22 protein-coding genes are annotated in these 25,277 nt (G+C 48.3%); 1 reads left to right on the plus strand and 21 read right to left on the minus strand.

What is annotated here, in order from left to right; translation table 11 throughout:
• The 19 genes from HPL003_RS28270 to HPL003_RS26430 all read right to left on the minus strand — a co-directional run bounded on the left by HPL003_RS28270 (position 1) and on the right by HPL003_RS26430 (position 20,029).
• Positions 1–2,856, minus strand: coding sequence for an HNH endonuclease (locus HPL003_RS28270; protein WP_014282868.1), 2,856 nt, complete (start codon positions 2,854–2,856; stop codon positions 1–3).
• A 21-nt stretch (positions 2,857–2,877) separates the two neighbouring features.
• Positions 2,878–3,270 carry a DUF4280 domain-containing protein gene (locus HPL003_RS26350; protein WP_014282869.1) on the minus strand — a complete coding sequence of 131 codons (393 nt, stop codon included), beginning with the start codon at positions 3,268–3,270 and terminating at the stop codon, positions 2,878–2,880.
• 15 nt (positions 3,271–3,285) lie between these two features.
• On the minus strand, positions 3,286–3,810 hold the full coding sequence (locus HPL003_RS26355; protein ID WP_014282870.1) for a hypothetical protein: 525 nt from the start codon (positions 3,808–3,810) through the stop codon (positions 3,286–3,288).
• Positions 3,792–4,439, minus strand: a complete 648-nt coding sequence (locus HPL003_RS26360; RefSeq protein ID WP_014282871.1) for a hypothetical protein — start codon at positions 4,437–4,439, stop codon at positions 3,792–3,794. The genes HPL003_RS26355 and HPL003_RS26360 overlap by 19 nt, the downstream gene beginning before the upstream one ends.
• The gene (locus HPL003_RS26365; RefSeq protein ID WP_014282872.1) at positions 4,436–5,848 is read right to left on the minus strand and encodes a phage baseplate assembly protein V; all 1,413 of its coding nucleotides are present in this window, start codon (positions 5,846–5,848) and stop codon (positions 4,436–4,438) included. The genes HPL003_RS26360 and HPL003_RS26365 overlap by 4 nt, the downstream gene beginning before the upstream one ends.
• Positions 5,845–6,444: a hypothetical protein gene (locus HPL003_RS26370; protein ID WP_014282873.1), complete on the minus strand. Its 600-nt coding sequence runs from the start codon at positions 6,442–6,444 to the stop codon at positions 5,845–5,847. Before HPL003_RS26370 ends, HPL003_RS26365 begins: the two co-directional genes overlap by 4 nt.
• Positions 6,445–6,468: 24 nt before the next feature.
• On the minus strand, positions 6,469–7,245 hold the full coding sequence (locus tag HPL003_RS26375; protein ID WP_014282874.1) for a hypothetical protein: 777 nt from the start codon (positions 7,243–7,245) through the stop codon (positions 6,469–6,471).
• 13 nt (positions 7,246–7,258) lie between these two features.
• Complete coding sequence (locus HPL003_RS28800) at positions 7,259–7,414, minus strand: hypothetical protein (protein ID WP_014282875.1); 156 nt, start codon at positions 7,412–7,414, stop codon at positions 7,259–7,261.
• A 27-nt stretch (positions 7,415–7,441) separates the two neighbouring features.
• Positions 7,442–7,954 (minus strand): RDD family protein, encoded by a 513-nt coding sequence (locus HPL003_RS26380; protein ID WP_014282876.1) that lies wholly within the window; start codon positions 7,952–7,954, stop codon positions 7,442–7,444.
• A 104-nt stretch (positions 7,955–8,058) separates the two neighbouring features.
• The gene (locus HPL003_RS26385) at positions 8,059–10,710 is read right to left on the minus strand and encodes an Hsp70 family protein (RefSeq protein ID WP_014282877.1); all 2,652 of its coding nucleotides are present in this window, start codon (positions 10,708–10,710) and stop codon (positions 8,059–8,061) included.
• A 32-nt stretch (positions 10,711–10,742) separates the two neighbouring features.
• Complete coding sequence (locus tag HPL003_RS26390; RefSeq protein WP_014282878.1) at positions 10,743–11,432, minus strand: hypothetical protein; 690 nt, start codon at positions 11,430–11,432, stop codon at positions 10,743–10,745.
• Positions 11,429–12,748 (minus strand): hypothetical protein, encoded by a 1,320-nt coding sequence (locus HPL003_RS26395; RefSeq protein WP_014282879.1) that lies wholly within the window; start codon positions 12,746–12,748, stop codon positions 11,429–11,431. Before HPL003_RS26395 ends, HPL003_RS26390 begins: the two co-directional genes overlap by 4 nt.
• Before the next feature lie 47 nt (positions 12,749–12,795).
• On the minus strand, positions 12,796–14,694 hold the full coding sequence (locus HPL003_RS26400) for a PP2C family protein-serine/threonine phosphatase (protein ID WP_014282880.1): 1,899 nt from the start codon (positions 14,692–14,694) through the stop codon (positions 12,796–12,798).
• A gap of 22 nt (positions 14,695–14,716) precedes the next feature.
• Complete coding sequence (locus tag HPL003_RS26405) at positions 14,717–15,547, minus strand: PP2C family protein-serine/threonine phosphatase (protein WP_014282881.1); 831 nt, start codon at positions 15,545–15,547, stop codon at positions 14,717–14,719.
• 34 nt (positions 15,548–15,581) lie between these two features.
• On the minus strand, positions 15,582–16,109 hold the full coding sequence (locus HPL003_RS26410; RefSeq protein ID WP_014282882.1) for an FHA domain-containing protein: 528 nt from the start codon (positions 16,107–16,109) through the stop codon (positions 15,582–15,584).
• Positions 16,110–16,148: 39 nt separating this feature from the next.
• Positions 16,149–16,703 (minus strand): FHA domain-containing protein, encoded by a 555-nt coding sequence (locus HPL003_RS26415; protein WP_014282883.1) that lies wholly within the window; start codon positions 16,701–16,703, stop codon positions 16,149–16,151.
• A gap of 32 nt (positions 16,704–16,735) precedes the next feature.
• Complete coding sequence (locus HPL003_RS26420) at positions 16,736–17,185, minus strand: J domain-containing protein (protein ID WP_014282884.1); 450 nt, start codon at positions 17,183–17,185, stop codon at positions 16,736–16,738.
• Positions 17,186–17,315: 130 nt separating this feature from the next.
• On the minus strand, positions 17,316–17,741 hold the full coding sequence (locus HPL003_RS26425) for a hypothetical protein (protein WP_013311475.1): 426 nt from the start codon (positions 17,739–17,741) through the stop codon (positions 17,316–17,318).
• A gap of 119 nt (positions 17,742–17,860) precedes the next feature.
• Positions 17,861–20,029, minus strand: coding sequence for a hypothetical protein (locus tag HPL003_RS26430; protein ID WP_043922959.1), 2,169 nt, complete (start codon positions 20,027–20,029; stop codon positions 17,861–17,863).
• 628 nt (positions 20,030–20,657) lie between these two features.
• Between HPL003_RS26430 and HPL003_RS26435 the strand changes: the two genes are divergently transcribed.
• Positions 20,658–22,748, plus strand: coding sequence for a VWA domain-containing protein (locus HPL003_RS26435; protein ID WP_238533425.1), 2,091 nt, complete (start codon positions 20,658–20,660; stop codon positions 22,746–22,748).
• A 41-nt stretch (positions 22,749–22,789) separates the two neighbouring features.
• Here HPL003_RS26435 and HPL003_RS26440 read toward each other — a convergent pair whose 3' ends face one another.
• Positions 22,790–23,701, minus strand: coding sequence for a serine/threonine protein kinase (locus tag HPL003_RS26440; RefSeq protein WP_014282887.1), 912 nt, complete (start codon positions 23,699–23,701; stop codon positions 22,790–22,792).
• A gap of 178 nt (positions 23,702–23,879) precedes the next feature.
• Positions 23,880–25,127: an L-lactate MFS transporter gene (locus tag HPL003_RS26445; protein WP_014282888.1), complete on the minus strand. Its 1,248-nt coding sequence runs from the start codon at positions 25,125–25,127 to the stop codon at positions 23,880–23,882.
• Between the last annotated feature and the right edge of the window lie 150 nt (positions 25,128–25,277).

The raw sequence follows: 25,277 nt of genomic DNA on the forward strand, positions 1-25,277 counted from the left end.
TTATAAATCTCCTTTTTTATTTTTGGCAAATCCTCCAGGTTCAAACGCCCCTGCATTTATCTCTCCTACACCGCCAAGATGCCCAAATGAACTGTTTATCTTAGTTGGTACAAGTTGCATTGTCTTGACATCATTTAATTCATGCCATGTTAATTTGTTTTTGTCTCTGAATTTTTCTATGTCCCTTGCAGTAATCGCACCAGGCTCCATCCCAAATTGACGTGCTAATTCAGGAGAATTATTAAGCTGATTAGCTAATTTTTGATCTGATTGAACAAAATTATATGCTCTAGCTTTTGACCCATATTTCCCCTTTCCACCTAACATATAGTTTATTTCTACCTCTGCTTTTGCTACTGGTAAAAAATTAGGAACAGCATTTTTATATTGTATACCATCAATTCCAGCTTCATCTAATATTTTTTTCAATTGTGGGTCTGGCGGTGGTTTAAGAGTACATTTAGATTCACCCCTTGTTCCTTCAAAACCAACCTTTGGATTATCAGGTCCAGGTGTTTGATTAAATCTAGCTTCATATGAACTGGAAAATTCAGTTTGCTTGAAGGCAGGTGGAATATTACCTTCACCCGTCCCCTCAACCTTCTTCGCCGCGCTCTCTTCCATTTCCTTCATGACCTTGTTGTAGTTCTTCTGCACATCCGTCTGTGGAAGCGGTCCGCTATCCATCTTATTAACGTGCGGAACCGCTGGAACTGACGCTCCGTTGGCTATTGCCAACTTCCCGGTGTTGAGGCCGTCTGCCATTTTACTCAGTTGCTCATTAAATTTCTGACCCAGTTTACTGCCGGCCTGCTCCAGCTTGTTTACAGCCTTGCCAAAGCCTGCTCCGACTGCATCTACGCCTTTGCCGATCCATTGCGGTGTAACTTTGCTGCCTACTTTTTCCGCGAATCCGCCGATGGCCTTCCCTACTTTGGAATCCAGTACGCCTACGGTAACAAAACCCAATCCCGCATCCTTTGCTACCGAGCCCCAGTTGATCTTTTCACCGCTCAACACCTGACTCGCCAGATTTTCCGCCGCATTGGTCACACCGCCGATTGCTGCTTTCCTCAGCAATGTTCCCCCTACGCCAAGAGGGCCAAAGATCGCTCCAGATACTGCCCCGATCCCCGCTTCTTTCAAGCCGGTCAGGGCATAGTCACTAAAGTCGCTCACTTCCCCTCGGGCGATATCTGATGCCGCCAAACTCGCTACACCCAAACCACCCGCCAGCAGCGCTCCTCCAGCTACCGCCGCAATGACTACTGTACCTGCTCCAAGCGTTGCTACCGTAATGGCTGCCACCACGGCTACGGCTGCCACGACTGCCAAGCCTCCCAAAATATTCATCCCCAGCTTGCCCCAGTTAAACGGCTCAGGAGGTGGCGGCGGTGGAGGTGGCTCCCCTTCCTTCGGTTCATCATCAAACGGCGGGTATGCAGTTCGGTCGCTTCCGTCCGCCCAGACGTTTCCCCCCAGCACATGGTATTCGTTTTCTACCGAAAGCCCCGTGCTTCCTCCCGTCTGGTACGCCATGACCTGGCTCGTCCCGTCAATAATAATTTGCTTCGGCGTATTCAGAATGATTTCCTGCTCTGCTTCTAACGTCAGCTTCTTCGGACTTGTAATTTCAATCCCCGTAGCGTCGTCCAGACTCATCTGCAATGTCCCACCCGGATCACCCATGATGTGGATGCGACCTGGGGCCATTTTCAGCTCACTTCCGTGCTCCGTACCAAAATATCGATCATTCGGATCACTCGTTTTCGCACATCCATCTCCGTTCGTACGAACTGCACCCAAAATCATCGCTCTGGAGCCGGATGCATCCGGAAAATACAGGTTTGCATGTGTGCCCACCTTCGGCATGCTGTACATCGCACTTCCTGTTGGGGGAGCAAAGGGATACCAATGCGGCTCGGATACCCCGTCATCGTTATCAATCGCCAGCCGTAGCTTCACTTCCTCTCCCCGTACCGCGAGGACCTCTCCTTCTAGAGAAATTCCAATCGTTTTGGAATTGGGAATGAAATCACTGCGAATGCCCTCCTTGCGGGCCAGCACATAACTGAATAGCAAATGTCCCTTTTCCATGCGGCTTCGCAATTCAGTTACAATCATCGTTTTCTGTCGAAATTGCACCTCGTCTCCGAGAGCATACCGTTCTCCACTTTCAATCTCGTATTTGAAAAAGTCGGTATCATGTAACCCGGCTGACGTCCCGCCTGCCCGTTGATAGCCCTTTAAGTCTTTGCTTGCCGTATAAGGCGTATCCTCCCGAATCGTCCGCTGGGTGCCTGCGGGCATGCCGAAATACAGCTTCGGCGCTGCGGATTCCCATATGTCGCTTACCACCACTGCATGTAAACGACTCGCCATCCGTTTTATAAGCTCCCAATCGGTTTCATCATATTGTAAAATGGCTTCGCCCACCGACTGCTCCCCGGTTTGATACAGCATATCACTTCGTGCATAGCCTTGAGCAAGCTTATTCACTAACTGCTTGTATGTTTGCTTTTCCTCAGGAAAAGACCGTTTTCTTTTGACAATATCCAGCTCAAATGAGCCACTGATTCCCTCTAGTGTAAGTGTATATACTCCATTATGGTTCTCAACTTCCACCGCATGGACGACACCCTTAAACAAGCTGATTTCCTCTTGTTCATTCTGCGCATACACATATAGCTGATCCTCTGAGGTCGCATCCAGCGCAGCCGTGGCATGACTCGACTCCTTACATATGCCTGTGAGTGTAATACGCCCATGCTCACCCGGCTTCCACTCGATCCGAACATCCTTTAAGACCTGAATAGGGTAGGGGGAATCTATTCGAATCTGATCATATCCTATCATGTTTTCAAACCTCCCTTCCAGCTACTCCTCCTGCTGGCCATTCGTATGAAATTCGATAAATCCATGATATAAACAAGTCTGAAATGAAGAGGTCGTCAAGGCTGGCTGGCCTTCCACCTTCGTATGTTCTTTTGTGTTTTTCCACTTGTCCGTCAGCATCGGCAGGCATGGCTTTCCAGAAATCGTAGAGCCATCTTCGGCGATCAGATAAACGGTTTCGGCACTCGGCTGTTCCGGACTATTGCAAATTCCAAAATGAGGAACATTTTCAGGAGAATAATCTCCTTCATTCATCATCGGTTTGCCATTAACAAAAGCCCCGTGACTGTTCGGCAAATTGATCTTTCGAGGATGGCTGCCGCAAGTGCAACGCATACAGGCCCCCCGTACGACATAATACTCATCGTCTGGCATGTTCTCTTTCCCTCCCTATTGCACCCGGACCTGTTCCAAAGTGATCCCGGTATAATCACGTCGCAATATACTTTCCGCCACGTCCAAACGGACGATGATCATCGGGGCGGTACTCTCCTGAATTCTAAATATTTTGTGGCCCCGAATAGCGTCTGCCTGTAATACCAGCTTTTTAAGCACACTTTGATCCAAATTCCATTCGCTTTCTGGGTGTACAGCAGTAAGCCGCTCCACAAAAGGAATATAGTAATTCTTCTGTATCTTCTGTTCGATCTGAGTAAGTATCGTTAATTTCAAAGGCAGCTCCGGCACATAGGCCTGGAAAAGACGCTTTAAAGAATCTGAAATGAGAGAAATGGGACCTTCTATATAATCAACAAAAGTACTTTCTGCATCTGCCTTCACATGGAACATCAATGGCTTGACAATATCCTCCGGCTGTAAATCATACAACTTCCACGGATCAATCGTTTCCATCACCTTTTTCAGCATAGGAACGTTGGTATACCGCACATCCTGCTTTAAGAGGAAATAATCCATGAAGATTCCCCCTCTCGCTCCCCGACTTCCCCTTTACTTGTAAAACGGCACAATATCTCGCTATCATCTCGATACTCTCCGGCAAAAACTGTGCATGTATCAGCTTTAGGCATCCTTTCTAGCGAGGGGGAAGCGACAAAGGCTGGCATCTGACTTTTCAGAAACTCAACAGTGAGCAGATGGTATTTAACCGCTTCAATTTGTTGAATTTGTTCAATATCCATCGTCGTAATCTTACGGGCATAATCGGACTTAAGCTTTTCCAGCTTAGCCATGCGATTGAACAGAGGCTGGAAAACAAAGTCTGCTGACCACTCCACAGCACATTCAGCCTCATCCAGAAACCAATTCTCATCATAGGCATCTATACGATAAACAGCTCTATTTTCCATAACACGGGTTCTGAGCAAGGAGATATAAATATATCGAATAGCCCCCTTGCAACCTTGCTCGTGCTGAGCGGTAGCGAGCTGGCATAGCGACTCTAAAGCCATTATAAGTTCCTCTTCAATAGCTTGCTGCTGTGTCAGAAAGTTGTTTTCAATCAGCGCCAGATCATGTATCCATTCCGTAAATACGTACTTTTCCAGCAAGTCCTGCAACGCCGCATCCCGGTCCATAAGCTTCATTCAATGTTCACCTTACCCCCGGTTAATCTCACATCGTCCATGATGTCGAGCTTGGCTCCGGATTGAATAAAACTTACGCCTTCTTTCCCCTCCATAATAATTTTGGCTCCCCCTGTGATTTGGATATCCTCCTGGGCAGACAGGGTTATTTTTTTGTTACTGTTAATTTCAATACCGCCTTCATCTGTGAGGCGCATCAGCATTTGCCCGCTGTTGATAATTTCCACCGCACCCGGCTTAAAAACCACCTGTTTGCCGTATTTGGTACTGATGCTTTTGACCGCAGGGTCACTTCTTTTAACGGGATCAGAGGAGGCAAGATCGACAGAACTGGCGGCAAAAGCATGCTGCTCCCGTTCATCCGGAAAATACAGACGAATTTGATCTCCTGATTCTGGCATGACATACCAGCCGCTGCCATCGGGAGAAGAATAAACAGTAGAATAGGGAAACCACATAGCCCCGGATTCGGTCGAGCCTTGATCAATTTCCAGCTTGATTTTCACTTTTTCTTTGGAAATATCAATCACCTTGCCAAACAGAGAAGCACCTGATAAATCATAGGCGTAGTGAGTTGGGCATTTTAGCCCATGTGCATCCCGTAAAATGTAACGATTCACGATCAGATTTCCTTCGGTGGTCGTCTCCGCCTTAGCTATGTAAAGAGTTCTTTTATGAAAAATGACGGAACTACCAAGTTCTAGCACTTTGTTGCTGGTAACCTCATAGCTCAAGCTGTTAGACTCACCATATTCCGGCAGTCCATTGCGGGACATGAGCTTGTGCTCCTTCAAGTCTTTTTTAATGGAATAGTTATATTCGTTCAGCGGTTGAGGGGCACTTGAATGGGGGACACCAATCACATATTTCAGTCCTTGTTGCATCGTAATTGGAATTAAAGCAGCATGCAGCCGAGAAGCAATTCTTTTCACAAAAGCCCAGTCCGTTTCATTGTATTGCACCAATAATTCACCGATCGCTGCGCCATGAGAAGCCTCATCAACCACTTCTGCATCTGTATATGAATCTGTAATATGCGAAAATAAGTTGTTATAAGACTCACCTGTTTTTTGGAAGGAACGGCGTTTGGGGAGAATATCCATCAATAAGGTCTTACTGCTGGCCTCAATGGTGAGCTCGCGTACTCCATTTACAGCTTTTACAGCAATATTCGTGACCATTCCCTGAAAGAGACGGATCTGCTTCCCTTCACTTTTTAAAAACACTTCAATATGCTCATCTTCATCCGCTTTTTCTACGTATTGATCCAGCTTGTCCTCCGAAACCATTCCACGAATGCTGAAGCTCACATGCTCGTTTAACTGTTTAATGAGATGGACACTTAATACACGCTGAAACTGATAAGGGGCCACCTGAACATCAGCCGTGGTATAAATGGGGTTATTCATTCATATCCCTCCTTTTCTGCCTCGTCAACCGTTTGAATGGTATGAATCATTTGAAGGGCGATATCCCGCCATTCAGCATACTGCTTATATGGACAGCAAAATGTTCCCATAACCGTCTTTCCTTCCAGCTCAAAGTAGAACATATTGTGGTAAATGGGCTGGTCCAAAGCCGGGCTTTTAAAGTCAAAATAGCCGATCTGCTTGCCGTGGATCTCTTCTACTTTTTCTTCATAAAATACATGGGCAGGATTCATATTTTTCATCATTGCTTTCATACCAGAGGTGAGTTGTTCCACCCATTCATCTTGCAGTGTCTGGTCTACCCGGTTCAGGGTAACATCCACACTGCCCAATTCATTCGTCAAAATGATTTCCGGACGCTGCTCATGAGGATACTTCATTTTTTGCAAATGCTTGGGCATTGGAGTGAACATAGAGGGGACATGCATTTTTAGCCGATCCTTAAAGAAAAATCGTTCTTCAAACACATAGGATTGACCGTCAATAATTACGGGACCTGTCAAAATATTTTTAGGCATCCTCAGCTTCTCCATCTCATGGAGCCGATCCAAAATCTTTTCATCCTCATATTTCATGGTTTTTCCTCCTTCGCATACAGACTAATCCACAATCATCCGTCCAGCTCCGCCACCTTGCCAACGACCTGCTGTGCGTTTCCCCCGTCCGGCCCCTTCCAGAATAAGAACTAACTGTCTGTGCAGCTGTACCTGGGAATAGTCTCTGTATTCCGAACCGCTTCGGTTTGCAATGTAATGCTGGATAGATTCTCTGTCCACGGCTTCCAGGTTCAGGCACATGAGCGCAAACATACAATCCATCGGATCGGTTGCGCCACTTTTAAGCAGCTCGGATGCAAAATACCGCATCGTTTCCGGGCGCAATGTACTTTGTTGCAAGCCCGCAAAGGGAGCATGGATATCGCTCCATGTATTGAATTCGGTAGCCATATCAGCAAAATCCTGATAGTCCGACCGAAGCACTGCTCCATCTTTGAGCTTGAACCTGCCCAGCTCCATCTCATCCAGACCAATCTCGGCCTCATCCTCCAGCACGATATCCGCATGATGAGCAGTGAAGTCCGGGCGATCGGTTTGTTCCAAAAAAAGCAGCTTCAACACCGACAGTCGACCTGTGGCTGTATATGGAACCTCTTGCTCCTGTTCCTGCAGGTATAGCCTGCCCTTATGCTTCACGATCCCTCTTCCAATGGTTAGCATGTGCTCTCCAACCATCACGTTCATCCCGGTAATAATGCCATCCGAATAATCCTGATACCGGATATCCAGAAAACTGCGGGGGTAATCTCGCAAATTTTCCAGCATCTCGGTTTTAAGAATACGGCCTTTTTCAAACTTTGGAACGATATGGGTTAACATGGTTCCCCTCCTTTCACTGTTCTTCTTTATTTAGGGGAACAGATAGCCGATTCACACCGGGCGCAGGAGGCGGAACAGTAACTCCATCATCGGTGGGTTGAGCTTTACTTACTCCAAGTAATCCAGTAAATAGGCGAAAATTCTTTTCTAAAAATCTGCGGATATCCATCGTGCTCCCCCTGTTTAAAATCTACCTTTACATCCCGGCTCCCCGCTCGGCCTGCTCACGCAGGATATGATTCAGCTCGCGTTTATCCACGACGTAGGTACGAGCGATCAGATCGTGAAGGGCCTGCTTTTTGGCCGTGAAAGCGGTCATGATAAAACCGATCATCAAAATGATGGAGGAAATTAACTTACTCCAGTAGCGGGCGCTGGCACGGCCAAAGCTGAGCTTCCGGTTATGCTCGTCTACCACGACGATTCCGAGGGCCAGCTTGCCAACCGTTGCTCTACATTTGGACGATTCCATAATGGCGGAATACAGCCATACAGCACCTAAATTCAATAAAATCTGTATAATCATTCTCGCCGTAAATATCGGTGCCTCGCCGGCTGTGATCAAGGATGCTTCCGCCGTTGAAGGCCCCGTGTCTCCAACTACTTGGATCACGAACATAATCAAACCGATAATCATAAATACGAACCATAAAATAAGACTGTCGATAATATGGGCCAAGACCCGTTTCCAAAAACCTGCGTATAACATACTTCATCCTCCAGATGTTGTATTTTTATTCCACGGTGTTTCATGGTGTTTCGCACTTCATAGTGTCTTCGTATCGCGCTATGTGCTGTCAATGTTGGCCTTTCTTACTTCGTACCGTCAAAGAAATCCAGCTCGGAAAGATCGTTTTCGAAGGCAAAAAAGCGTTTGGGCCCCAGATGCAGCAATTCATCCCGGCGGGTAATCGGCACCACGTAAAAGCCCCAACGGCTGTCGCCTGCAAAAACAAAATATTTCGTCTCGCCGTTGCGGATAGAGTCGGTATCATCCTGCGGAATATCCCGCCCGTACAGCACGGCGATTTCCTCATACGGCATCGGCTCGAAAGCTTCTGGCCGGCTGCGGTATACATGGCGCTGACGCAGCTTGCCGCCGTTTGCCGTCAGGAAAAATTCCACCTCGGCCGCATGGGACGGCCTGGAAATAGAGCCGCGTACGCGGTTGCTCTCCAAACTCGCAATCAGTTCCTTCTCGCGCCCCGTATGCGTCCATGCGCTGACAGTATACGGAATGGCCGGAATATGATTGGTAATGACAGGTTCAATCGTGCCCATTTTTTTGGCATTCAGATAACGGATGGCTCCGCGCAGACAGGCCATTTTCAACTCGGGCACCCGGCTCAGGTCTTCCGCCTTCTGACGGAACTCAATGCTGCGCCCCGGTACAAATTCCTTGAGCGCCTCGCGAAATACGTCAATTCGGCAGGACTGCCCGGTCAGCTTGATAATTGAGTAATCCTGCAAGCGCCCCTCCTGATAAAAATCATCCAGAAACTTGCGGACAATGTTGTAAATATCCGCCTTGAGAAGCTGCTGTATTTCACGGATATTGAACACCACATCAGGCAATCCGTATTCATCACGAAAACGTCCATTTTCGATGACTGAAACCAGCCAACGATCCATCACCGCAATGTTCAGGTCACTTTCGGCAGAAAATACCTGCTCGGATTCGAAGCGGCTGCGCAGTATGCCTGTACGTAGAAAGAATTCCTTTTTCATGTTTTCCGCCGCGCTCCACAGCAGATGAAAATTGCTCAGCACCCGCTGATATTCATCCCGTGTGGCATGCTCGTACTGTTTGAACGCTGTAGGCAAGATGGCCTCCGCCTCTCGATATCGTTCCTCCAGTCCAGCGTACACAGCATCTACGCCAAACTCATCCACATGGCGGTACAAATCCCCTGAAGGAATGCCGATCAAGGCATCAATATCCGTGTCAGGCAATCGCGTTTCAGCAGCATAATAGCCCGCAAACACAATTTTCATGAACTGCATAATCCGATACGTCAGATTGTTTCCGCCAAAATTGGTATCCCCATTTTCATAGGTGGTGTGAATATCAAGCTTATAGGCAATGCGTCCATCCTCAATGCGGAATCGGCACGATGACAAATCCGTTGTACCTCCACCGCAATCAATGACAAGAGCCTGATATTCCTCACCGTCCGCAAACGTTCCTCGTTCCATCTGGTCTGCCAGTGTGTTGTACAACACAGCCAGCCCTTCATCCAGCGCGTCCTCTGCTTCAATCCGGTAATCCGGTAAAATATCGCTGAACATCTCGATAAACTGCGGCTGTAGCTTGACGGGTGCCGAAAAATGCAGGTTACGAAACCGGCACTTGAATTGCTGCTCGGCTGTCGCAATCACATAGCGGATAAAGGCCGCCAAAATTTCGCTCCGCGAAGCGGTCGCCGTGTTCCCCTCGGAATCCATTAATTCCTCGGTTCGCTTATAGTCGTTGACCCAGCGCTTGATACCCCGCAGTACCGTCGCCCGGCTGCCCGCTACATCCGTTCCACGCAGTGCTTCCTCTCCGAATACATATACGATATGCTCCGGGTTAGAGCAGTCCGCAACACGAATGGCGGTCGGCAACACTTCGATCCAATCCCCCTCCGCTCCCTCCGGGCCGGGGAAGGACACATAATTAATCGCATTCAGCCGTACTGTACTGCTCATGCCCGCATCCGGGGCAGTAACGTAGGAACTATCCAGATATGCGCCTGCCGTTGTGTTCGAGGTACCAAAATCAACTGCCAGTACCGCATCTGTCGTTTCAGTACCGCGAATGATCAGCTCTGCCACCGGAATACGTTGGCCTTGAAGCTTCAATGGCAGCATGGGTTTATCTCCATAGTAGAGATTATAAAAATACTCCGATTCCTGTCTTCGCAGAAACAGCAGACTGTAATTATGATTGGCCGTCTCCCGCAGTTCAGCATCGAGATGTCGTGAAAGATAATATACGCCTGTCCGTCCCTCGTCCTTCACCAAATTCAAAACACCGCACAGTTCTCCCACCGCATTCACCAGCAGCACATTAGACGCGTTCAGCCAAGGCAAGTCGGATTCAATCCGGTAATTGTCCATTCGACCTGTCCGCACACCCTGATACAGCGTGATTTTGGCGGGAACCCGGATACCGCCGCTCTCCTGCCGTCGATCATTCCAATTTCGCCGCAGTGCCGATTCGATGCGCTCGAAGCCGCCGGAGTTGGGCCGTGTAATGAGCAGATGCTCCTCTGCGCTCCGAAACCGCAGAATCACGCGGATCAGCTCCTCACGTGCCAGACGATTAGCAAAGCCCTCGACCAGACGCTCCTTATCGCATATTCCGCGCAGCTGAAAGGTCGTCATTTGCTCTAGTTCCGCCCGCGTGTATTTCGCCGTAAAGCGAATGCCTTTTCGATCGGTGAGCGGGTCAAGCAACTTGTATGTATAGGGTCCGTTCATCGTTCACATGTCCTTTCTTAGCCATTTGACCTTTAATAGAGGGCAATAGCGTCTATTTTCATCGTCGGGTCTGCCTCCAAAATACCGAAATGACGTGTCCAGTACAGCTCAATCGTAAAACGCGCCGGAAGAAACAGATCCAGAATTAAATCCGCTTTGAGCCGCGACAGCTGCGTTTCCTCCTGACCGATATAGATGAGCAATTCGTCTTTTTCTTCACAATTGGTGTAAATGATCGAGCGGTGAAAAACGCGGCGCATCGTTTCTTTTAGCAGATGTACAGCTTCCCCCGTCTCATACAGCCGCAGCAATCCTTCGGCAATCGCATCCTGCTCCTCACGGTTTAACTGTGCAAAGCTTTCCCTCACCTTCGGGCCAAAAATGCCGTTCCCGATGTCACGCTGAACAAACTGAATATGGTACTCCCGCCGATTCATCCCTTGATACAAATCCGTTTCAGCCAGAAAATGTATCATAATATCGAACAGCGATTCTCTCAGCTCCAGGTACTCTTCAGCATCCGGCGGAAATAAGTCCCGAAAAATAGAATAAAAGCGGTAGTACGGATTGATTTCCACCACCTGCTCCAACTCGGATGTATTCAGCTCGGTCAGACTCAGCTCCATATACGGGGAGTAGCTAACAGCGGGTACAAACCGAAAACTATTCACATCTAACTCCTGTTCCTTCGCCCGCATAAGCAAATCCCAGACGTAATTCACAGCCATTCTCCTTCACATTTGTATTCCGGGAAATACATCTGCACTTCCGACACCAAAAAGCTCATCAAGTCAGATAAAATATAAGCGGGAAATGTTGGCGAAGCATCCGCAGAACCGTGTCTGAACCCCAATCGCATAATCTGCTTGCCTTCCTCCGTCCGCACGTTGTCACTGACAAACGGATTTAACGGATACGTCTGGGTTTGGGATAAAAGCTTGCTCACATCATTTCTGCCTGTGCCTCCCCAAATGTCCACACGCTCCAATTCCAATCCCTGTGCAGCTTCAAAAGAATGTACAATGCGCGTAATTTCCGCTTTGGCCCGGACGATCACAGCCTGTTTACCTGCATACCGGCCCAAAAAGCTGTCCTGCCGCCGATTGGACAACACCGGATAGGTCTGACGACTAAGCAGCGTCGGGACAGGCTTCGTAACCTTCAATACGTTCCACTCGCCAGACTTATCACGTGGCGTGACAATCGTCAGTTCCTCTTCCGTGCGTTTGATATACCGAATATCGTCTTCAGCTCCGTCGACCAGATAACCATGCTCGGGTCCTGTTTTGCGCAAAGGCAGCACATGCTCGTAGTTCACACGATCCATAGCGGGTATTGGAAAACCACTGTTCTTTAGGGGCAAGCGTTCAATATTCCATAGCGGAAAAACATCGGCCTTCTTAAAAATGTCGAATTCCTCCAAAGAGATCGTAATTTCGTGAATTTCCTCATCGACGGCAGGCTCACCTTCTCCTCCAATCAGTACACAATCGACAAATTTATAAGCGTACGGGTGATTAATCGTTTTCCATGGCATACCATTTTGCATGAACATAAGATACAACTTTTCAATCTCTAAAATATAAGAACGGTTGTGCTCCAGACGAAAACGAATCGGATAGCTTCCGGTTTCCGTTACCAATGTTCCCCCGAAAACCCGTTTGCTGCGTATAAGCGCGGTGATCTGCTCGGTCTCCATCTCCAGAAAAAGAGTAAATAGTGGCATCTCTCCACCTTCCCGAACGACCTCCGCCACATGGCTGATATCCATCACCTTGTCCTTGGTATCCGATGGCAACACCGGATATAAAAATTCATGAATCGGGTCATAGTCCTCACGTGATGTCAATGACACGTACACGTCAAACTTCTCTTCCGTATTCTCAATTTCCTCAAATACCCGCCGTTCCAACTGGCGGGTCATTTCTTCCTGATATTCGACGAGGTTCATAAACACCCCCGCCATCATATTTTTCAGCAAACGTCTCTGCTCCAGATCGTCCATCTTGCTCAAACGGTCCTGCACCAGTTCTTTCACGACGCCTCACTCCTTTCCGGCTCCAGCATTCATTGAACATGAAAACCTCAACTCCCGTTCGCAGCCCCCTGATCCTTGCTGCCTGAATCAGACGTACCTGCTTCTTTAGAGGTGGAATCAGCAGTTCCCTTCTCCTTGTTGGCAGCTGCCTGCGTCGAAGAAGCATTTCCATCACTCGTACTGCCGTTCTTTGTAGCTGATGAAGCTTCCTTCTTCGCGTCCGCTGTACCCCCTGAACTCGTTGTCGCAGCATTACCCGTAGTTGTCGCAGCCTTGGTTTGCGGTGTTGTAGCAGCGGGCGTAGCAACCGAAGCCGCAGCTTCGTCCGCCAGGTCACCTGTGCCTGTATCGTTCAGCGCTCCGTCCGACAATCCTGATCCAGCAGCAAGTTGGCCATTTTTCTGCTGCTCTGCGCTCTGCTTCTCCTCTGCCTTCGCAATACTCCGCTCCAGTGCCAGTACGCTTTCAAGCTTACCGATTTCCTGATAGATCTCCTGCGCCCCGCTATAAGCGTCGATGGCTCCTTCATAATCGAGGTCCTTCATCAGTCGATCCCCTCTGGCCTGAAGCTTGCCAGCCTGAATTTCCTTGAGCTGCTGCTGGATGGCAGTCATTTTATCATTGGTCTCGGTAATCTTCTTCTCCAGCTCTTTTTGTGCAGACGTATAACCGGATTCCATCGCAGCTTTATTCGCTTTCGTATACAGCTTGAGCGCACTCGTGTAATCGCCGCCCTGAAATTTTAAGTCTCCGTCCTTCATCCAGCTCGCCGTCTCCGCATAGCTGTCCAGCTGGTCGATTTTTTTCTCAATATCCTTCACATTGAAAGGCGGGTACAGACCGGCACTTTTCCTCGCTTTATCGTAGCTCGCTTCGGCTTTGGCAAAGTCTGCTTTTTCCACATATCCGTCTCCGTCAACCATGAGTTGAGATACTTTCTGCTCTGCCGTATACAGTCGCTTGTGAATCTTATCGTTAATTTTAACTGCCGCGTTTTTCGCTTCACTGTAGGACTTGAGCGCCTTCGCATAATCTCCTGCCCTGGCATAATCATCCGCAGCCTGGGCCGATTCGACCATCGTTTCCAACGCAGCCGCCTTGTTCGCAGCCATACGGGCCAGGGTAATCCACGCTCCTCCGCCTACAATTACAAAGGCGAGCAACGCAATCAAAATCCGTTTGATCAGCTTGCGGCGGTTCTTAGGCTTTTCCTGAAAAATTTTGTTCACATAGATGGCGGCAGCCGTATAATTGTTCACCGCCCGGCGCTGCTTGCTCAGCAGAACCTCTTCCAGCGTATCCGTCAGCATGACCGGGTCCTTGGCTTCCTCCAGCGCACCCAGCATTTCCGCCAGTTCAACATCTTCCCACATCCCTGATGTGGCAAGCAGCATTACATCTCCATCTGCAAGCTGCGTCTTTTTGGCATAATGGGCATGAACTCCATTCGGATTTCCCAGGTATTCCAGCAGATTGCCCCGTTCCTCATGCGTGCTGGTCGCTTCGTCGGGAATACGTCCGTCATCCGCCAATGACTGAGCCAAGCTATGATCCTTACTGCGAAAATTAAGCCGTCCATTGCGGAAATGATACAGCCTCACATTACCGCACGAAACGTATACCATTTTGTTATAGTTGGTCACCACCATGAGCAGACTGGCCTTGAGCCGCACACGGCGGCTTTCGAATTGCAGCCATTCCTGCGCTTCGCGCAAGTCTCTCATCAGGCGCCGCTTGGACATGGAAGGCTTCTCCATGAAGTTTTCCAGTACCGTTTTGACAACCATTTCTGCGCTGCGCAGCTCCTGATCCGAATCCAGACCGTCTGCGAGGACATAACAGGCCATGTCGTCCGTCTCCATGAATGCAAAATAGTCCCGGTTGTCTATGTAAGAGCCCGCTTCCGACACAAAGGCGGTACTAAAATCGCTGTTGTCCTTGCGCATCGCTACCCCCGTCTTTCTTGTTTCATCCTATCGCCAACATAACCACTGTCGCATTATCCTGACTTTTAAAGCCTTTATCATTAATCGTATCAATCATTGCTTCCGACATTTCCTGTGGTGTTCCACCTTTGCGCATGATCTCTTCCAGCTCAATCTCAGTCAGTGCCTCCTGAATGCCATCGCTGCACAACAGCACATGATCGCCTGCGTACAGGCGAATCGGTGCCGCACCAAGCTCCATGCTCTCAAAGCCCTCATAGCCCAAATAATTGACCAATTGATTACGAACCGGACTCGTTTTGGCCTCTTCCGAGGTCATTTGCCCAGCCAGCACGCGTTCCTCCAGCAAGGTTTCCGCCGTATGCTTGGAATTAACATTCTGAAAATGACCATTGCGGTAGATCATAATCAGGCTATCCCCCACTGCTCCGTAGTACAACTGATAGCCACAAATAATGACCGCCGCCAGCGTCGTTCCCCCGCCCTGCCCATTCAAATTTTGCAAAATACCGCGGTTGCTCTGAGTTGCCGCTTCTGCAAAATAACCGTTCAGGTTCGACGCATCCTCCAGCTTGGCGAACGCCTTCGTAAAGGTCGTCACCGCTAACGTACTGGACATGCGCCCATTAGCCAGTCCGCTGATGCCATCTGCGACAACTGCCAGCGTGCCGACAGGTGTCGTCATACTTGCAAAATAATCATCCTGCTCGCTTCGGCTCCCGATCGTTTGACCATTTCCGATCTCAATTCCACTCACGGTACGGCTGCCGGAACTTCGCGTCAGCCGCATGCGGATCATGAGAAGAACAGCGAATAGTACCGCAGCTCCGCATACAACAAAATAAGGCTGCATTTCGTTACCTCCCTGCACCATGCCCACTTCCGTTCTAGTTTTCGTTGTCCCACTCAAAATGGGCACCGCACAGCGGGATAAAGATAAATTTGCTATGTCCCAGTTGAATCACGTCATAAGCAGCCAGTTCCGCTGGTGAATATACCGCCTCGTTATTGTGGTATGCCAAGCCTGACGAATCCCCCGGCAGCAAATAGAAATTACGCTTCTTCGGATCATACACAATGACCGCATGATTTCTGCGGGAAATCGTGTTGTCCCCAATAATACGGACATGCATTTCCTCGGCGCGTCCAATAAAGTTTTTCTCGGCCATAATGCGGTAGTCCTGACCCACCTGCGCTCCTTCGATGCATACCAGCCACCCGGTTACCGGGTGAATCCCCACAGTCTCGCCCAAATACGGCATCGTTCTGTCATCGTCTCCCGCACCGTTTGTTTTTGCCGTTGGTTCAACACTTTTGGGTGCGGCTACATTTACCACCGTATTACAATAAGGACACGTATTTCCGTGCTTTCGTGTACTGAACATGTGTCCGTTCGGGCATCTTGTCAAACTCATAATCGGTTCCTTCCCCCATTGTCATGATTGTCTTTTCAGCTATTTAACGAGCAGCCTCGTATTGGCAATATATAATAAATCACCTGAGTAAATTCGGTACGGCTCACCGCTTTCCAGCTTCCTGGTCACACTTTCGTTCGCAGGCCGCAACCCCGTACCATTACCAGAATCCACATCCTCCACAAACCAGTCACTGTTCACCCGATTGAGCACCGCATGCTCCACACTTACTAGAGATGCGTAATCTGTGCCTGCCAAATCAATATCCGCCTCGGAACGGCCCGTTGTTTTGCCAATTAGGAGCGACGTTTCGCCTTCGATATACCATTCTTTAATGGACTCGCCCTCTTCATCCATCAGGATCAGCTTGGCAATCCGATTGCGCTGTGTCTGTGTCTTTGGCTTCGCCACACGTTCAACCGACACCAGATTACGCAGTATGTATACAAGCACGCCGATTCCGATACCTATCACGACCACGGTTTTCAAACCGCTGTAGCCTGTACGACTAAACATATAATAGGCGATCGCCAGCATCAGCCCGAACATGGTAACATCTATGATGAAAACCCATCTGTTCTGCGCCGTTTTCACTGCTTGCTTCCCCCGTTTCTATCCTAAAATCATCACTTTTTACGAATACCGAAAAACTGGTTAAACATCGCTGAGGTATCCGTCGGATCACCGGATTTTTTCGTTTTTTTCCCCGGCGACCCTTCCTTCGTTTTCGGATGAAAACCGAAAAATTGCTCAAAATCAGTTCCTATATCAGCCGGATTAAATCCTTTGGCTGCGGTGCGCGCACCGCCGGAAGATGCTGACCCTCTTCCTCTCTCTTGCTGCGGTCCGCCAGCTCCCTCTGTTTTTCGGATGAGCTCGGCATCGTATGCCTGCCGCAATGCTTCGTCACGCAAGGTATTGTAAGCCTCGTGAATCAGCTTGAACTTGCGCGTTGCTTCCTCGCTTCCCTGGTTGGTATCCGGATGATACTTTTTGGCCAGTTTGCGGTAAGCCTGCTTAATCTCTGTCTCCGAAGCATCCCGGCTGACACCGAGCAGCTCATAATAGTTGGTCATTGTGTGATGTTCCCCTCTCCGAAAAAAACAAATATTAAGAGACCCGAAGGCCTCTTAATATTGATCCACCCTGCACTTGAATGCGGGGTGAGTGTGTGTTCAAGCTGCGCTTAACGTCAAGACGTCAAGCTTAAACCGGATATCCGCCGTCGATCGTAGCAAGCTCGGTTTTGTCTTTCTTTTGTTTGATGTAGAGTGTAAATGCACCTACACCTTCTGTGTCACCGAAGTGCTCGTTGTAATCTACAACGAATGCGTTCGGGAAGTGGATTTTACGCACAACTTGGTCAGCTGCGATAACTTCCAGTGTTACTTTACGGTAGCTGTCTGCTTTTTCAGCAGGAACCAGGGACCACAAAGCCAGTTTCAGCGTGTCATCCGCGCTGTCGCCGTCTACGGCTGTGATAATTTTACCGCTGATGCGCAGTGTAGAGCCTACATCAGTGGAGCGTGCATTGGAGTCGTCTGGTGTATCGGTGTCATAAATAACCGTTTGGATGTTATCCAAGCCCAGCTCGATTGTTTCTTGTCCTTCAACTTTAAGTCTGAATCCCATGTGTGTTGCCTCCTTGAAATTAGGTAATATGATGGCGGGAGAAGCAGGGCTTCTCCGCAATTTATGTATAAAGGCGGTTCTGGATAGAAACGCCTCTAACATCTTTCGTAGCGCTCGGATCATGATTTGACCGAGCTGGTTCCTTTAGTAATCATGACTTCCAGGTTCTTCACATTGCCGTTGAAGACCAGATCGATATGACACATATTGCTTTTCTCATCAATAATGAAGCTCATATCGTCTCCGTCCTGAATGATCGAGTTAACAGATCCTCTGCTGCCCAGCCACTTGCTCTTTTGGCTGCTCGGATTGTTACTGAAGAAGCGGATGATGTTTTCGTGTTTGAAGTCTCCTGTCTGGTAGCGCAAAATACGTTCAATGTACGTGCTGACCAGCGTCTTGTAGATGGAGTCAAAGCCGTCCTCGGACATCGCCATGCTTCTCGCCTTGTAAACGGTAATCCGGCGGATATCCTTATCCTGAATCTGAGCATTCTCGGACGAGAATACAAAGCCGAAGTTTTTACGGTTGATGGCATCCTTGATTGTGTTAGTGAACCCGGTGATTTCCTTGGCCATCGTCGTCACCGTGCGCAGACTGTTGTCTCCCGCTTCGATGTCGAAGCGTACGCCAGGGAAGTTTTTGTTGACCGTTTTGAATGTCTCACGCAGGTACTCAGGACACTGATAAGAAGCGACCAAACCAGCGGCAACGTAGGCTGCACCCACATAAACGCCTTCGATCCACAGCTTGAGAATATCCTCTTTCTCCTTGGAGAGCTGCACACCGCTTTCGGTCTGTAGCATTTTGCTGTCGATAATGACACCCGATTTGTCCTTCGGAATAATCGTGAAGTTCGGTACGCAAGGAATTGCAAATTCGCTGTATTCTCTGCGAACAAGACTGGCGCATTTATCGACATATTTATCGATGCCTGCTGTCGCCATACTGTTGAAAGTCGTTTCTTCACCGGATTCAAAATTAAAGAACATTTGAATTTTATAATCCTTCACGACTTGCAGCAGCATCGAGAGCGATTCCATAGAATTTCCGCCCTGCTTAACGACCTTCTCGTTGCCCTTGAAGCGTTCACGTGAAACCTTCACCTTACCGGCTGCTTCCAGCTCGACCGATGGAACAATACCGAACCAGATCGTATCGCTGAATTCATTCTTGGCATTCACGGTGTTCAGATACGTTTCCAGTCGCGGGATGTTGCTGCTTTTCACCAGCATATCCAGCTTGTTATTTGCCACCAGCATGGTTGGCAACATACCTTTGCTCTTCGTTGCATATTGATCGAAGAACATTTTGACACCGAGGATTTTTTCCACAAGCGGCTTAACCGCCTTTACGAAATCATCCTTGGCATTTTTATAGAACTCCAGATACGTGTTGTAGTTCTGAACCTCAACCGCTGTATCGACCTTGGTCTGAACAGCTGGCAGCGGCACAAACGTGCGAACCACCAAATCCTTCACATAGTCGGAAGGCGTATCCGTAATAGAGTTGTAATCTTCCTCGAACACCTGTGACAGATCGCCTGTGCTGTTCTCATCCAGTAGCATCAGCTCGGTGCTGTCACTCTTCGGTGCTTCAATGATTTTCAGCTCGCCGCTTTCCCCAATGGAGAGCATACCCACCTGGATCAGCTCACCGGAGTTTTCCTCCTGGGCGCCACCGAGCAGAAGGCGGGTTTTGATATCCTCAATCGCCAGTGGCAGCATTGCCATAACGTTGTTGTAGTTCTGGCTCGCTTCCTCGAACATACCATTCAGCTTGTCGCCCATGTCGAGTTTCTTCGGATCACCGTCATCCAGCTTGTCGTATTCACCGTACATATAGTGAATTTCTTTGCGGACTTGGCGAATATCGTCCATAACCTTTTTCGGAGAAATCATATCCAGCAGATTTTCAAACTTAAAATCCACATTTGTGATTCCTTGACTGCGCTTGGTATCAATGAGTGTAAACAACATTTTCAGAAAATCGTTACTTTGATTCACGCGAATTTCAGAAATACTGTCCTCATCAATCCCCTCCGGTTTTTTGAGGGTGTAGACCACTTTTTGATTAGCCGCGTTAAAAAATGAGTACACGGTCGGCGAAAATTTATCCAAAAATTCGTCGAAGCTGCGCACCAGAAGGTGCTGGTTAATTTCCTTGATTTTCTCATCACTCAAGCTGTCAATACCCTTCACATCACCTACAATTGTGATCAGGTCCAGCTTTTCCGGATTGATTTCTTCAAAAAGCATTGTCCGGTTTGTTTGATAAATGATTTCCATCGCTGTCGGCAAACGAATAAAGTATGGATATACACCGAAAGCCCTATACACGGACACGGGATGTCCAATTTAGAGCAGCTGGGTTTCCACGCTTAGTTCTTTTGCCTCCTCCCCCCTACATAACATTCAAATTGGCCAAAGGATTCGGCTCATACTGCATACGCAGCACAGGCATGTAACCTCGAAAATCAGTCCGAAGCATTCATTTAACTTTTAATGGCAAAATTAACAAACGGAGATGTTTTGTTCAGGTAACAAAGAAAATTGCGTTTCTGTTATTCCGTGATCCTACTGTTATCCCAGTTTTTGCCGCTTATACGAGAGCTATCATACAAAGCATCCGTTAGTTTTGTCAATTTCTGTAGTCCAAGATTGAAACAGGGCAATTTGACTCATTTTATGCGTAAATACGTAATTTTTATGATATGTTAGACCTGTTTCTTCAGGGAATTATTCACAAATGGAACTCATTTACCGATAGAAGTCCATTGGATATTTCTGATAAGCGTAAAAGTATCAAATTCATGGCTAATGTGAGGGTTAACAGCTGTTTTGATCCTTTATCCCTTATATCCCAAGGATTAGGAGAGTGGGCGCGCCCGCATTGGCCTCGTCGATGGAGGGGCTTATGTTCAGAATGAGGAAATTAGGAATTATTGTTTTCATGACTTTTGTACTATTTTTTCAAATCGGCTCAAATGGGGTCATTTGGACTGTAAATCAGGCGAATGCAGCATCTTTGGGAGCCGATCCGGTCGAGGGTTATGATGCCGTTTTTGTATTGGATACCAGTTACTCCATGAGGGACACCGATCCCGAAGGCATTGCGGCCGAAGTCATCAATATGTTCATGGATTTGAGTGATGCAGACCGTACACGCGTCGGATTCGTCGCTTACAACCATCATGTAGTCGCCTCGAAGTCGCTGACTTCTATTGCAGTAGCAGCGCAAAAATCCCAAATTCAGCAGGAAATCAGAACGCTGAACCGTTCCGGTTATACAGATTTGGGACTTGGATTGCGTAAAGGCTCGGAACTGCTTGCCGCAGGGACTTCCAAAGGACGTCAGCCTTTTATGATCCTGTTATCCGATGGAGAGACTGATTTTGGAGCCTCTTCCGGTTCCCGATCCAAAGGAGACTCAAGTAATGACGTATCCTCCGTCATTAAGTCTGCACAGACTAAAGGTTACCCAGTGTATACGATTGGTCTGAATCATGACGGCACGGTGAACCGTCAGGAACTGGAACGAATCGCTTCGCAAACGGGGGGAGCTTCTTTTATAACGAGCAGCGCCGAGGATCTGCCGGAAATTTTAAACCGTATTTTCGCCAGCCAAATTCGTTCCAAGCTCGTTCCAGTCGCGGCGATTACGACCACTGGCGAAATGCAGGAATTAACGGTGGATATACCAGACTCTAGTATGGAAGAAGCCAATTTGGTACTTTTGTCGGAGCATCCTCTTCAGGAAACACAGCTCTATTCCAATTCAGAAAATGTCCGCAGGTACAAATCGAGCCGATATGCAATTTTAAAAATTGAGCATCCACAGGCAGGCAAAGTCAAGCTGAAACTGAGAGGCATACGCGGAGATTTGGTCAAAATCAATTTGCTTGGCAGCTATCGACTGGAAGCCGAAGCCTCCATGACAGGAAATAAGGAAACACCAACCAATGGAAACAAACCCGTGCAGCTACCTAAAGGGCAAGCCATACCGTTCAAAGCTCAGTTGTTGCTGCCGGATGGTCAAAGGCTTACAGACGAAGCCGTATATAAATCGCTTCAAGCCAATATCATGGTTACACCCGTAAAGGGCGGTACAAGCAAAAAGGTACCTATGACCTACAAGTCGGGATTTTTCCAGGCCGAATACGCGTTCCCACTAACGGCGGATTATACTTGGCAGCTGTCTTTGGACAGCCCGCAATGGTATCGTAAAGGAGCGGTCCATACCGTCCATGCAGTGAATGCTGCACCCCAGGCTTTAAAGGACCTGACGATTCGTCTGGTGAAGGAAGACGGGGATGCCCGCCGGAGTTTAAGCGAATTTTTTGCTGATCCGAATCATGACAAGCTCACCTATAAGCTGGACTCAGGAGCCTCCGGGGATGCGGCTAATGCTGAGATTAACGGCACAGATCTGCTGTTATCCGGGCTTCACACGGGCGACTCTGAGTTGAAAATTACCGCTACCGATTCGGAAGGAGCATCCAGCAGCGCTACGCTGACCGTTTCCGTACAGTCCCGGTATACAGCCATCAAATGGACGGTAGCGGTCAGTATCGTAGTGGCGGCGCTTCTGTACTGGTTCTTGCGGCCAAAACCGCAGTTTGCAGGAAGAATCGAAGGATATTTCCTTGCGACAGCAAGTGGACAGGAGATTCCGGTAAAATCTTGGCCGCTCACCTCCTTTCCGGGCCGGAAGGTCAGCTTGCAGGAGCTGTTCCGTACGCTTGACGTTCACGAACCTCTGCCAGAAGCGGAGCGGATCATCTTTTCCGCGGGTAAAAAAGGGACTCTTGTAGTCAAACATGATACACGCTGCGCCTTGCAGCACGGGAAAGTCAGAATTGCCCGCAATAAAAAAGCGGTGCTGGAGTACAGCGACAAGCTGTACATTACGTTCGAGGACGGTGTTACTGAAATCGAGCTGCGGTACAAAGCGATCAAGCCCAATACCTCCGTGTACACGGATCATATTCAAGCTCCGACAGGATAACGTCCGTCGGAAACAAAAAAGGGAAGTGCCGTCTCTTACGATTAACGAACCGTAAGAGTAGGGCGCTTCCCTTTTTTTATCCAATATTCCGCACGCAGTGCGGCTTTAAACCATCTAAGCGAGCGGCAACGCTTGTTCGCCTGTACCTCCAGACCACGCCGAATCACATACGGCAGCAGGGAAAGACCTGCATTTTCGATCTGAATCCGGTCGGCCTGATCTGCAAACAATCTGCCCGGCACATCCGGTGGAGGTGATCCTTTTCGGCAATAATACAGCGTGGCCGCCAGACTGTAGATATCTGACACGGGTCCTTGCTGCGAGCGGTTAGAGTAGAACTCCAGCGGAGAGTAGCCCGCCGTGGTGAAAATCGGATGCTCTTTGCCTTCAAAATGCACAGCCGATCCGAAATCAAGCAGCTTGATGTTGCCATTGTCCCCGATCATAATGTTGCCCGGCTTAATATCCCGATGAATAATGCCTTTATCATGAATATATTCCATGGCATCAATTAAAGGCAGCAGCGCATGGTACAAAAAAGCAGGATCGGATGTTGAAGCATCCTCTTCCTTCATCACCCTGTCCAGCGTCTTGCCGGCACAATATTCCATAACTAGATATGCGGTTCCATTTTCTTCAAAGTGATCTATATAACCGACAATACCCGGATGGCTTAATTCCTTGAGCATTTGCCCTTCACGCAAAAAATAATGCATAAACTCCACGTATTTGAATTGCATAGATGCACTGCAAGTCACCGTTTTTCGATCCGATCCCCGCAAAGCGAGCGCATTCGGAAAAAACTCCTTAACAATGACCTTTTCTCGATTATCCAACAGCCTTGCCGTATACACGATGGCCAGCTCACTGCGGGACAAGGCGCTTCGAATTTGATATGTATTTCGCAGCTTCGTATTGCGGGCAAGCAGATTCCCGCTTGTATCCACGATCATGACTCGTCCTCCTGTCAGGTTCTTAGCTTATGTCTTTTGTATATATCGGCTTATTACATATCTTTTTATTATACCGTAAAATCGAATAATGGAAAAACAAATAACCTGCCATAATCTCCCTCAGAGAAATGATGACAGGTCTTTTGGCATTCATTTGGTACTTTGTTCTCAATTCCTATTAACCCAGTTTCGTTTCAGGCTTCATGTTGCGCATGCTATTGGCATTTTTCTTCCGCTGGCTGCGCAGATTGCCTTGATCCGGGGTACGGATGGTAAGTGCAATCAGGAACGATACGACACACAGCACAGCAATCGTGGTAAAGGTCGGGATGAATCCGCCTAGCAAGGCTGCGATAAAGGAACCAGCCAGCGCACCGAGGCCAAAGCCCTGATACACGATACCATAGTTTTTGCTTTGATTTTTCAGGCCGAAGAAATCAGCTACGATGGCAGGAAAGACTGTAATGTTACCTCCGAAGCAGAATGCAATCCCTGCTACACAGGAAAAGAACAAACCGTAATTTAACGGCACCAGACTCAGCACTGTAACTGCGACCGCTGTTGTTAACAGCGCACCCGCTACCACTTTCAGACGACCGACTTTATCCGACAGCGCACCTAATATGATTCGGCCTGCCGTATTGAAAATAGCGACCATAGCAACCGCATTGGCAGCTGTAGCAACATCCAGACCCGCCATCCGTACGCCGATATCTTTTACAACTCCAATCAGATACAAGCCACTCATACAAGCCGTGAAGAACATGACGAATAGCAGATACGCCTGCTTGGTGCGCAACATTTCTTTAACCGTGTAGTCACGCTGCACAACTCCATTTTGTACCGAAGGCTTGTTCACCACTACAGCTTCTCTTACCAGGAAAGAACCGCCCACGATCATGATCATCACGATGATTCCCCAGTACAAAAACGCCTGCGTTACGCCAACGGACTGAATTAACGAACCATTGATGTATTTAAATACAAGACTGCCGGTTCCGTACGCCCCAACCGAGATACCGGAAATGAGTCCTTTTTTCTCAGGGAACCATTTGATCAGATTCGACAGTGATGTAATATAAGCCGTTCCATCCGCAAAACCTACGACAATTCCCGCCAAAATATACAACAGGGACAGAGAAGTTACCTGTGAACTGAGCATGAGTCCAGCGCCCAACACGACACCCGCGCACAAAATCAGGCGACGTAGTCCCCATTTATCCTGTAGCTTGCCTGCGAATAGCGTAGCAAACGCCAGTGCAAAACTGGTAATTGAAAATGTAATGGCGACCGAGCTGAGATTCCAGCCAAAACGGTCCACCAACGGTTGATTAAATAAACTCCATGTGTAAATTGTTCCTAATCCCATTTGGACAATAATCGTTCCAAGCACGACCAGCCAACGATTTCCGCTGTTTGTTTTCATATGAATCTCCTCTTTTCGTTCCGGCTCTACAGCTTATGAATACGTTACATGATAACCGGGAATCCAGTATGCTTTGCGCCTTGGGAGGAGCAAGTCAGTAAGGATTCTCTCTACATGGATTATTATAACGTCGTATGTTAGCCAGAATTC

The sequence above is a fragment of the Paenibacillus terrae HPL-003 genome (assembly GCF_000235585.1).
Lineage (GTDB): Bacteria > Bacillota > Bacilli > Paenibacillales > Paenibacillaceae > Paenibacillus > Paenibacillus terrae_B.

Bases quoted from the DNA above. Each gene is read 5' to 3' on its own strand.
- HPL003_RS26440 (WP_014282887.1), bottom strand. From the start codon at position 23,701: ATGATCGTGGATACAAGCGGGAATCTGCTTGCCCGCAATACGAAGCTG.
- HPL003_RS26430 (WP_043922959.1), bottom strand. From the start codon at position 20,029: ATGGAAATCATTTATCAAACAAACCGGACAATGCTTTTTGAAGAAATC.
- HPL003_RS26420 (WP_014282884.1), bottom strand. From the start codon at position 17,185: ATGACCAACTATTATGAGCTGCTCGGTGTCAGCCGGGATGCTTCGGAG.
- HPL003_RS26410 (WP_014282882.1), bottom strand. From the start codon at position 16,109: ATGAGTTTGACAAGATGCCCGAACGGACACATGTTCAGTACACGAAAG.
- HPL003_RS26445 (WP_014282888.1), bottom strand. From the start codon at position 25,127: ATGAAAACAAACAGCGGAAATCGTTGGCTGGTCGTGCTTGGAACGATT.
- HPL003_RS26435 (WP_238533425.1), top strand. From the start codon at position 20,658: ATGTTCAGAATGAGGAAATTAGGAATTATTGTTTTCATGACTTTTGTA.
- HPL003_RS26360 (WP_014282871.1), bottom strand. From the start codon at position 4,439: ATGAAGCTTATGGACCGGGATGCGGCGTTGCAGGACTTGCTGGAAAAG.
- HPL003_RS26370 (WP_014282873.1), bottom strand. From the start codon at position 6,444: ATGAAATATGAGGATGAAAAGATTTTGGATCGGCTCCATGAGATGGAG.
- HPL003_RS26380 (WP_014282876.1), bottom strand. From the start codon at position 7,954: ATGTTATACGCAGGTTTTTGGAAACGGGTCTTGGCCCATATTATCGAC.
- HPL003_RS26355 (WP_014282870.1), bottom strand. From the start codon at position 3,810: ATGGATTATTTCCTCTTAAAGCAGGATGTGCGGTATACCAACGTTCCT.
- HPL003_RS28270 (WP_014282868.1), bottom strand. From the start codon at position 2,856: ATGATAGGATATGATCAGATTCGAATAGATTCCCCCTACCCTATTCAG.
- HPL003_RS26405 (WP_014282881.1), bottom strand. From the start codon at position 15,547: ATGCAGCCTTATTTTGTTGTATGCGGAGCTGCGGTACTATTCGCTGTT.
- HPL003_RS28800 (WP_014282875.1), bottom strand. From the start codon at position 7,414: ATGGATATCCGCAGATTTTTAGAAAAGAATTTTCGCCTATTTACTGGA.
- HPL003_RS26425 (WP_013311475.1), bottom strand. From the start codon at position 17,741: ATGGGATTCAGACTTAAAGTTGAAGGACAAGAAACAATCGAGCTGGGC.
- HPL003_RS26375 (WP_014282874.1), bottom strand. From the start codon at position 7,245: ATGTTAACCCATATCGTTCCAAAGTTTGAAAAAGGCCGTATTCTTAAA.
- HPL003_RS26365 (WP_014282872.1), bottom strand. From the start codon at position 5,848: ATGAATAACCCCATTTATACCACGGCTGATGTTCAGGTGGCCCCTTAT.
- HPL003_RS26385 (WP_014282877.1), bottom strand. From the start codon at position 10,710: ATGAACGGACCCTATACATACAAGTTGCTTGACCCGCTCACCGATCGA.
- HPL003_RS26400 (WP_014282880.1), bottom strand. From the start codon at position 14,694: ATGCGCAAGGACAACAGCGATTTTAGTACCGCCTTTGTGTCGGAAGCG.
- HPL003_RS26350 (WP_014282869.1), bottom strand. From the start codon at position 3,270: ATGCCAGACGATGAGTATTATGTCGTACGGGGGGCCTGTATGCGTTGC.